The following is an 8,976-nucleotide window of genomic DNA, read 5'->3' as shown; positions in this document are numbered from 1 at the left end:
CGTGCAGCAGCGCGTGACGCGGCCGCGTCACGCGCTGCTGCACGCGGGTCGCCGGCTCCAGCCGGCGCCGCGTCGACGTCGGAGGTGCTCGGTTGCGGCGTGGTCGGACCGCTCCCGGTCGAGCCGGGCTGCGCGGACGAACCGGGCTGCGCGGACGAGCCCGACTGCACGGACGAACCGACGGGCGTCCCTGCCGGGCCGGACTGTGGCGCACGGGCGGCCGCGGGCGACGAGGCCTGTGCGCCCCTCGACGCCGTGCTCCGGTCCGCTGCCGGACCCGACGGCGCGGTCGCCACCGGCGCGTCGTGCCCGCCGACGTCACCCACGCCGACGCGCCGCTCGAGCCGTTCGACGCGCGCGAGTGCCCCGCGCTGCGTGTCGTCCGCCTCGGGCACGAGCATGCGCGCCGTCATGAGCTCGAGGTGCAGTCGCGGCGACGTCGCGCCGGTCATCTCGGTGAGTGCCCGGTTCGCGATGTCGGCGGAGCGCGACAAGGCCGTCGCGCCGAAGACGCCGGCCTGGCGCGTCATCGTGTCGAGCTCCTCCGGTGAGATCCCGCGGAGCACGGCTGCCGCGCTCTCGTTCGTCGCCGCGACCACGATGAGGTCGCGGAGGCGCTCGAGCAGGTCCTCGACGAAGCGACGCGGGTCCTGGCCGGTCTGCACCACGCGGTCGACCGCGGCGAACGCGGACGCGGGGTCCGCGACGGCCAGTGCGTCCACGACGTCGTCGAGCAGTGCCGCGTCGGTGTAGCCGAGCAGGGCGACGGCACGCTCGTAGGCGATCGCACCGTCCTCGCTGCCGGCCATGAGCTGGTCGAGCAGCGACAGGGTGTCGCGGACCGAGCCCCCGCCGGCGCGGACGACGAGCGGCAGGACGCCCGGCGCCACGGAGACCGACTCCTGCGCGCACAGCTGCTCGACGTACTCGAGCATGGTCGCCGGCGGGACCAGCCGGAACGGGTAGTGGTGCGTGCGGGAGCGGATGGTGCCGATGACCTTCTCGGGCTCGGTCGTCGCGAAGATGAACTTCACGTGCTCCGGCGGCTCCTCGACCAGCTTGAGCAGGGCGTTGAAGCCCTGCGGCGTCACCATGTGCGCCTCGTCGAGGATGAAGATCTTGTAGCGGTCGCGGGCGGGCGCGAAGACCGCTCGGTCGCGCAGGTCACGGGCGTCGTCGACACCGTTGTGGCTGGCGGCGTCGATCTCGATGACGTCGAGGGAGCCCCCGCCGCCACGGGCGAGCTCGACGCAGCTCGGGCACACGCCGCAGGGCGTGTCCGTCGGCCCCTGCTCGCAGTTGAGGCAGCGGGCGAGGATGCGTGCCGAGGTCGTCTTGCCGCACCCGCGCGGCCCGCTGAAGAGGTACGCGTGGTTGACGCGGTTCGTCCGCAGGGCGGTCCGCAGCGGGTCCGTGACCTGCGACTGACCGATCAGCTCGGCGAAGTTCTCGGGCCGGTAACGGCGATACAGGGCGGTGACCACGGGTCAAGGGTAGCCGTGACGGCCGACAGCACGACGCCCTCGGCGACCGCCTGTGGAGGCGGGTCGCGGGGCGGAGGGCCGCCGTGCCTCCCGGCCGGTGCCGGCGCTCCCGGGAAGGACGGGAGGCTCGAGGCTCCCGAGAACGGAGGACGGCTCCCGGAACGAAGAAGACTCCTCACGCACCCGCCAGAGCCCGGTTACCCTTGCTGCGTTTCCGCCCTGGGGGAGTTGGCCTGGATGGCGTCACGTGAGGAGCCTCCGGAAGTCTACCGGATGCTCCGGGCAGTATCGGACACATGAAGATCGCCATCGCCGGAGGACACGGCCAGATCGCACTGCTCCTCGCCCGCCTGATCACCGACGCGGGCCACGACGCGGTCGCGATCATCCGCAACCCCGCCCACGTGACCGACGTCGAACAGCAGGGTGCGACGGCCCTGGTCGTGGACCTGGAACAGGTGGACGACGACGAGCTGGCCCTGCGCCTCCGCGGCGTCGACGCCGTCGTCTTCGCAGCGGGAGCCGGGCCGAACAGCGGTGCGGAGCGCAAGGAGACCGTCGACCGCGACGCAGCGGTGACCCTGGCCGACGCGGCGGAGCGCATCGGCATCGACCGGTACGTGATGGTGTCGGCGATGGGGGCCGACGCCTACGACCCGGAACGCGCGGTGGTGCCGGCCCGGACCGAGGCCGACGTCTTCCAGGTGTACCTCCGGGCGAAGTCGGAGGCCGACGCGAACATCCGGATGCGGAACCTGCGCTGGACGATCATCCGGCCGGGCGCCCTGCTCGACACCCCGCCGCAGGGCACCGTCCACGTCGGGCGAACGGTGCCCCGGGGCTCGATCCCCCGCGCCGACGTCGCCGCCCTCGTCCTGCACGCGCTGCTCGATGACACCGCGGTGGGGGTGCAGTTCGAGGTGACGAGCGGCGACACGCCGATCCCCGCGGCGCTGCATGCCCTGAGCTGACACGCGCCGGCGGCTCGCCCGGACGCCGCCCCCTACAGCGCGACGGCCGCCGACTGCCGGGCGATCTCGAGCTCCTCGTTCGTCGGGACGACCAGCACCGCGACCCGCGACGAGTCGGTCGAGATGAGCCGGGCCTCCTTCGAGTGCAGCTCGTTGCGGTCGGCGTCGACCTCGATGCCCAGGTGCTCCAGCCCCGCCAGCACGCGTCGCCGGAGCAGTGCGTTGTTCTCCCCCACCCCGGCGGTGAACACGACGGCGTCCAGCCCGCCGAGCTGCGCCGTGTAGGCGCCGACGTACCGACGGATGCGGTGCCGGTACACGGCGAGCGCCGCCTCGGCCTCGTCGTCGCCGCCGAGCGCGGCGTCCTGCACGTCACGCATGTCCCCGTTGCCGGTCAGCCCGAGCAGGCCGGACCGCTTGTTGAGCATCGTGTCGAGGTCGTCGAAGGACATGCCGGCCTCGCGGTGCAGGTGGATGAGCACGGCCGGGTCGAGGTCGCCGGAACGCGTACCCATCACGAGGCCCTCGAGCGGCGTGAGGCCCATCGACGTCTCGATCGACCGTCCGCCGTCGATCGCCGCGGCCGACGCGCCGTTGCCCAGGTGCAGCACGATCGTCTTCAGCTCGGACAGCGGGCGGCCGAGGAACTCCGCCGTCTGCTCGGACACGTACTTGTGGCTCGTGCCGTGCATCCCGTAGCGGCGGATCCGGTACCGCTCGGCGAGGTCGGCCGGGATCGCGTAGGTGTAGGCGTGCGGCGGCATCGTCTGGTGGAACGCGGTGTCGAACACGGCGACGTGCGGCACGTCGGAGAAGACCTGCTTCGCCGCGCGGATGCCCTCGAGGTTCGCCGGGTTGTGCAGCGGCGCGAGGCTGTTCAGGTCCTCGATCTGCTGCTCGACCTCGTCGGTGACGACCGTCGCCGCGTCGAAGGTGGTCCCGCCGTGCACGACGCGGTGCCCGACGACCGCGGGCGGGTGCTCGTCGAACGACGGTCCGACCTTCGCGAAGGCGTCGATCATCGCCTGGAAGCCGGCGGCGTGGTCGGGGACGGAGGCCGCGTCGTTGGAGGACGACTCCCCCGTCAGCGCGTTGGTGTGCTTCCACGCCCCCGACGACTCACCGATGCGCTCGACGAGTCCGGAGGCGAGCGTGCGCTCGCCCTCGAGCTCGATGAGCTGGTACTTGAACGAACTCGAACCAGAGTTCACGACGAGGGCTGCGGTCACTTCGGTGGTGCCTTTCTCGGGACGGTCTGGAGGCGCGGTGCGGGCGGGTGGTCCGGGCTGCGGTCGGTCGCGGCTCGGCTCGGCCGGGTCAGGACGGGTCGGTCACGCCGCGTCGGTCGCGGTGCCGGCCTGGATCGCGGTGATCGCGACCGTGTTCACGATGTCGCTCACGAGCGCACCGCGGGACAGGTCGTTGATGGGCTTGCGGAGGCCCTGCAGGACCGGCCCGATCGCGACCGCGCCGGCCGATCGCTGCACGGCCTTGTACGTGTTGTTGCCGGTGTTGAGGTCCGGGAAGACGAACACCGTCGCCCGGCCTGCCACCGGCGAGTCCGGCATCTTGGTGCGGGCGACCGTCGGGTCGGCGGCGGCGTCGTACTGGATGGGCCCCTCGACGAGCAGGTCCGGGCGACGCTCGCGCACGAAGGCGGTCCCGGCGCGGACCTTGTCGACGTCCGCGCCGCTGCCGCTGTCCCCGGTCGAGTAGCTGAGCATGGCGACGCGGGGGTCGATGCCGAACTGCGCTGCCGTCTCGGCCGAGGAGATCGCGATGTCGGCGAGCTGCTCGCTGGTCGGGTCGGGGATCACCGCGCAGTCGCCGTAGACGAGCACGCGGTCGGCGAGCGCCATGAGGAACACGCTCGACACGATCGAGGTGTCGGGTCGGGTCTTGATGATCTCGAAGGACGGTCGGATGGTGTGGGCGGTGGTGTGCCCCGCGCCGGAGACCATGCCGTCGGCGAGTCCGAGCTGCACCATGAGCGTGCCGAAGTAGGAGACGTCGGTGACGGTGTCCCGGGCGAGCTCGATCGACATGCCCTTGTGCGCCCGGAGCCGCGTGTACTCCTCGGCGAAGCGCTCGCGCAGCTCGGGGTCGAACGGGCTGACGAGCTGCGCGCCCTCGAGGTCCAGCCCGAGCTCGGTCGCACGGGCCCGGATCGCCGCCGGTTCGCCGAGGATCGTGAGCTCGCAGACCTGTCGCGCGAGCAGGGTCGAGGCCGCATGCAGGATGCGGTCGTCGTCGCCCTCCGGCAGCACGATCCGCTTCCCGTACCCCCGAGCGCGGTCGAGCAGCCCGTGCTCGAACATGAGCGGGGTGACGACCCCGGACGGGGTGAGCTGCAGGCGGTCGCGGAGCGCATCGGCGTCGACGTGCTGCTCGAAGAGCGCCAGCGCGAGGTCCGCCTTGCGGGGCGAGTCCGCCGCGAGCCGCCCGCGGGTGTGCGTGATCCGGAGCGCGGTGTCGTAGGTGCCGAGCTCGTTCCGCGCGATCGGCAGTGAGCTCGACAGGCCCTCGAGCAGCCGGGTGATCTGCGGCGAGGTCTCGAACCCGCCGTTGAGGATCACACCCGCCAGGCTCGGGAAGGTCTCGGACTGGTTCGCGAGCACGGTGGCGAGGAGCACGTCGCTGCGGTCGCCCGGCACGACGACGATGCCGCCCTCGATGAGGCGGGGCAGGACGTTCTCCATGCTCATGCCGGCGACCACGGTGCCGAGGGCCTCACGCTCGAGCAGTGCCTCGTCACCGCGGACGAGCGTGGCTCCGGTCGCCTCGAGCAGCGCCCGGACGGTCGGGGCGACGAGCACGCGGTCCTCGGGGATCGCCCACACGGGGGTGTCGGGGTGGTCGTCGCGCACGGCCCGCTCGACACTGGCGACGATCGCCGGCAGGGCCTCGGGGTCGGCGCGGTTCACGACGACGCCGAGCAGCTGCGCGTGGGCTGCCCGGAGTTCGCTGGTGGTGACGTCGGCGACCTGCGCCATCGCGTCGGGCGTGCGGGCGCCGCGTTCCGCCGAGTCCCGGCCGCCGAGCACGAGCAGCACGGGCGCGCCGAGGTTCGCCGCCACCTTCGCGTTGAACGACAGTTCGGTCGGACTGCCGACGTCCGTGTAGTCCGACCCGAGGACCACCACGGCGTCGCACCGCCGCTCGACCTGGGCGAAGCGGCTCAGGATCGTGCCGAGCGCCGCGTCGGGGTCGGCGTGCACGTCGTCGTAGGTCACGCCGACGGCCTCGTCGTACGTCAGCCCCACCGCCGAGTGCTGCAGCAGCAGCTCGAGCACGTAGTCCGGCTCCGCCACCGACCGCGCGACCGGCCGGAACACGCCGACGCGTCCGACGGAGCGTGCGAGGGTCTCGAGGACTCCGAGGGCGACGGTGCTCTTGCCCGTGTGTCCTTCTGCTGACGTGATGTAGATGCGGGTCGACACCCGTCCAGGCTAGTCGCGGGCACACCGTGCGCTCTGGGAGCCGACGTGGCCGCGGAGCGACGTGGTCGTGACCACCCCCGCGAACCTGTACCATTGGGTGTCGTCACCGCGAGGTGGCGCGAGGAGAATTCGCCTAGTGGCCTATGGCGCACGCTTGGAAAGCGTGTTGGGTGCAAGCCCTCGGGGGTTCGAATCCCCCATTCTCCGCCAGCAGCACCGAAGGGCGCGTCCACCAGGACGCGCCCTTCGTCGTTCCCGGATGCTCGTCCCGACCCGGGTCGTCCCCCACTCGTGGGACACGCCCGCACCCCGCTCGGTGCGTCCTGGCCGGGAAACGCCCATCGGGGGTGGAACGGACTGTCCTCCGCCCCGTCCTGCCCCTAGTCTGTGCAGACGGACGACCCCGGGACGGGTCGGACACGGTGCAGCGGGCGGCAGGGGCGTCACCCGCGGTGGGCCACTCGGCCTGCCCACGCGCCCGAGGGGTGAGGAGACCCACGTGGGGGAAGCGACGGTGTCGGCTGCCGGGCGTCTGCGGACGCCGGTCTACGACGTGGTCCTGCGCCCGCGGCGCTCGCTCGTCCGTTCCACCGTGCTGAGCGTCGTCTGCTCCGCCGTGCCCCTCGCCGTCGCGCTCGTCTGGGTGTCGTTGCCGGAGCGCTGGTGGGCCCTCGTCGCCGGGCTCGTCGTCGCCCTCGCCGTGGCCCTCGGGGTCCTCTTCGTCCGACTCGGTCAGGCCTTCCTCGGGATCGACGCCGACGTCGTCGTCCTGAACGCCGTCCTCAGCCCCGACCGCCGCGTCGCCCGTGCCCGGATCGACCGGTTGGTCATCGCTCCGACCTACGCCACGTCGCCCGACCGGACCGCGCGCGAACTCCTCGCCTTCGACGCCGACGGGTCGCACCTCTTCCGGCTGCGCGGCGACGTCTGGGGCGACGGTGCCCTCGACCGCGTGGTCGAGGTGCTCGGTGTGCCCGTCGAGCACGAGCGCCGCCCGGTCCACGTCCGCGAGGTCGCCCGCCGTTGGCCGACGAGCCGCACCTGGTACGAGCGGCGCGGTGGCGTGCTGCTGGTCGCCGTGGCCGCGGCGTGCATCGTCGCCGGGCTGCTCGCGGTCGAGACCGTCGGCCTCCTGACCCGCTGAGCCGGACGGCCGCTCGACGGCCGTCCGACCCGATCCTCAGCGCCGCCGCCGCAGGGTCGAGAAGATGCCGCGGACGACCTCCTCGGCGATGGTCTGCCCGAGGCCGTTGCCCAGCAGCCCGCCGAGCGGGTCGTCCGCAGCCCGCCCACCGGACCGGGACGAACGCGTCGACGTCGTCCGCGACCGGCGCCTCGCCGCGGCCCGTTCCGCCCGTTCGAACTCGCGCTGCGTCCGCTCGTACTCCGCCTGTGCCGCCTTCCGGTCGCGCTCGTCCCGGGCGGCCCGTGCGGCCGCCTCCTTCGCCGCCGCGGCAGCGGCTCGGGCGGCCTCCTGCTCGGCGTCCGCCTGCGCCTGTGCGGCCGCCTCCTCCGCGGCGGCCGACTCCATCCGCGCGGCCAGGACCTCGCGGGCCGACTCGGGGTCGACCGCGGTGCCGTACCGGGCGAGGAGCGGGGACGAGGTGACCCGCGCCTCCAGGACGCCCGACGGCAGTGCGTCCATCGACCCCTGCGGTGCCCGCAGACGGGTCCACGCCACCGGCGTGGGCGCGCCGTCCTCGTTCATCACCGTCACGATCGCCTCGCCCGTCGCGAGCGAGGTCAGGACCTCCCCCAGGTCGTAGTCACTCGTCGGGTAGGTCGACACGGTCGCGCGCAGCGCCTTCGCGTCGTCCGGGGTGTGCGCCCGGAGCTGGTGCTGCACCCGCGAGCCGAGCTGCGCGAGCACGTCGTCGGGCAGGTCCTTCGGCGTCTGCGTGACGAAGACGATGCCGACGCCCTTCGACCGGATGAGCCGCACGGTGCGGACGATCTGCTCGCGGAAGTCCTTCGAGGACCCGGAGAACAGCAGGTGCGCCTCGTCGAAGAAGAACACGAGCTTCGGCGCGTCCGTGTCGCCGACCTCGGGCAGTTCGTTGAAGAGGTCCGCGAGCAGCCACATCAGGAACGTCGAGAACACCTCGGGCTGGTCCTGCACGCCCGGCACCTCGAGCAGGCTCACGATCCCGCGGCCGTCCGGGGCGGTGCGCAGGAACTCCTGCGTGTCGATCTCGGGCTCCCCGAAGAACCGGTCCGCGCCCTTGTCGGCGAAGGTCACGAGTTCACGGAGGATCACCCCGGCCGTCTGCTTCGACAGCCCGCCCAGCTCGGCCAGCTCGGCCTTGCCCTGGTCGCTCACCAGGTACGTGAGCACGGCGCGCAGGTCCGACAGGTCGACGAGCGGCAGTCCGGCGCGTTCGGCGTGGTGGAACACCAGCCCGAGCGACGACTCCTGCGTCGCGTTCAGGCCGAGCACCTTGGACAGCAGCAGCGGCCCGAAGCCGGACACGGTCGCACGGATCGGCACACCGGTGCCCTGACCGCCGAGCGAGTAGAACTCCGTCGCGCTCGCGATGCCCTGCCACCGCTGTCCGATCGCCTCGGTGCGGGCGAGGAGCTTCGCGTTCGGCTGCCCGGCCTCGGCGAGTCCGGAGAGGTCGCCCTTCACGTCGGCCGCGAACACGGGGACGCCGTTCGCGGCGATCTGCTCGGCGAGCAGCTGGAGCGTGCGGGTCTTGCCCGTGCCCGTCGCCCCGGCGACCAGGCCGTGCCGGTTGAGCATGCCGAGCGGGATCCGGACCTGGACGTCGGGCAGGGCGCTGCCGTTGACGAGGGCGCCGAGCTCGAGGGCGGTGCCCTCGACGGCGTACCCGGCGCGGATCGCCTCGACCGCGTCGGGACCGAGCGGGCCGGGAGGCTCGGTGTCCGGCACCGACGCCGTCCCACCCCCGGCTGTGGTCACGTCAGGCCCCGTGGTCGCGTCGGGCTCGGTGGTCGCGTCAGGTACCGGCCCGGCGTCGGGCGGCGCCGTCACGCCGGGTGCCGCGGACGGAGTGGGCGCCGTGCCGGTCGCCCGCTCCAGCGCCGCAGCGAGCTCCTCGGCCCGTCGGGCCGCCTCGA

At 73.0% G+C, this 8,976-nt stretch carries 6 protein-coding genes, 1 tRNA gene and 1 other RNA gene; 3 read left to right on the top strand and 5 right to left on the bottom strand.

Translation table 11 applies throughout. The features are described from left to right. On the bottom strand, positions 1-1,484 hold a 1,484-nt coding region (locus D8M35_RS14040; protein ID WP_126892409.1), incomplete at its 3' end, for a DNA polymerase III subunit gamma and tau. Between the two features lie 163 nt (positions 1,485-1,647). Then, positions 1,648-1,744: signal recognition particle sRNA small type (ffs, locus tag D8M35_RS14035), an RNA gene on the bottom strand. A gap of 36 nt (positions 1,745-1,780) precedes the next feature. Between ffs and D8M35_RS14030 the strand changes: the two genes are divergently transcribed. After that, complete coding sequence (locus D8M35_RS14030; protein WP_126892408.1) at positions 1,781-2,455, top strand: SDR family oxidoreductase; 675 nt, start codon at positions 1,781-1,783, stop codon at positions 2,453-2,455. Positions 2,456-2,487: 32 nt separating this feature from the next. Here the strand turns inward: D8M35_RS14030 and D8M35_RS14025 are convergent, their stop codons facing one another. Further along, positions 2,488-3,684, bottom strand: coding sequence for an acetate/propionate family kinase (locus D8M35_RS14025; RefSeq protein ID WP_126892407.1), 1,197 nt, complete (start codon positions 3,682-3,684; stop codon positions 2,488-2,490). A 102-nt stretch (positions 3,685-3,786) separates the two neighbouring features. Then, entirely contained in the window at positions 3,787-5,895 is a 2,109-nt protein-coding gene (pta, locus tag D8M35_RS14020) for a phosphate acetyltransferase (RefSeq protein WP_126892406.1), read from the bottom strand. 122 nt (positions 5,896-6,017) lie between these two features. On the opposite strand from pta, the gene D8M35_RS14015 reads away from it, so the two are divergent. Continuing rightward, positions 6,018-6,105 (top strand) — tRNA-Ser (locus tag D8M35_RS14015). Between the two features lie 289 nt (positions 6,106-6,394). Then, positions 6,395-7,039 (top strand): hypothetical protein, encoded by a 645-nt coding sequence (locus D8M35_RS14010; protein ID WP_126892405.1) that lies wholly within the window; start codon positions 6,395-6,397, stop codon positions 7,037-7,039. Between the two features lie 36 nt (positions 7,040-7,075). On the opposite strand, the gene D8M35_RS14005 is transcribed toward D8M35_RS14010, so the two are convergent. Beyond that, positions 7,076-8,788: a helicase HerA-like domain-containing protein gene (locus D8M35_RS14005; protein ID WP_126892410.1), complete on the bottom strand. Its 1,713-nt coding sequence runs from the start codon at positions 8,786-8,788 to the stop codon at positions 7,076-7,078. Positions 8,789-8,976 lie beyond the last annotated feature (188 nt).

The organism is Curtobacterium sp. HSID17257, assembly GCF_003989515.1.
Taxonomy (GTDB): domain Bacteria; phylum Actinomycetota; class Actinomycetes; order Actinomycetales; family Microbacteriaceae; genus Curtobacterium.
The sequence above is the reverse complement of the archived record's forward strand: the minus strand, read 5'-3'. Positions and strand labels throughout refer to the sequence as shown.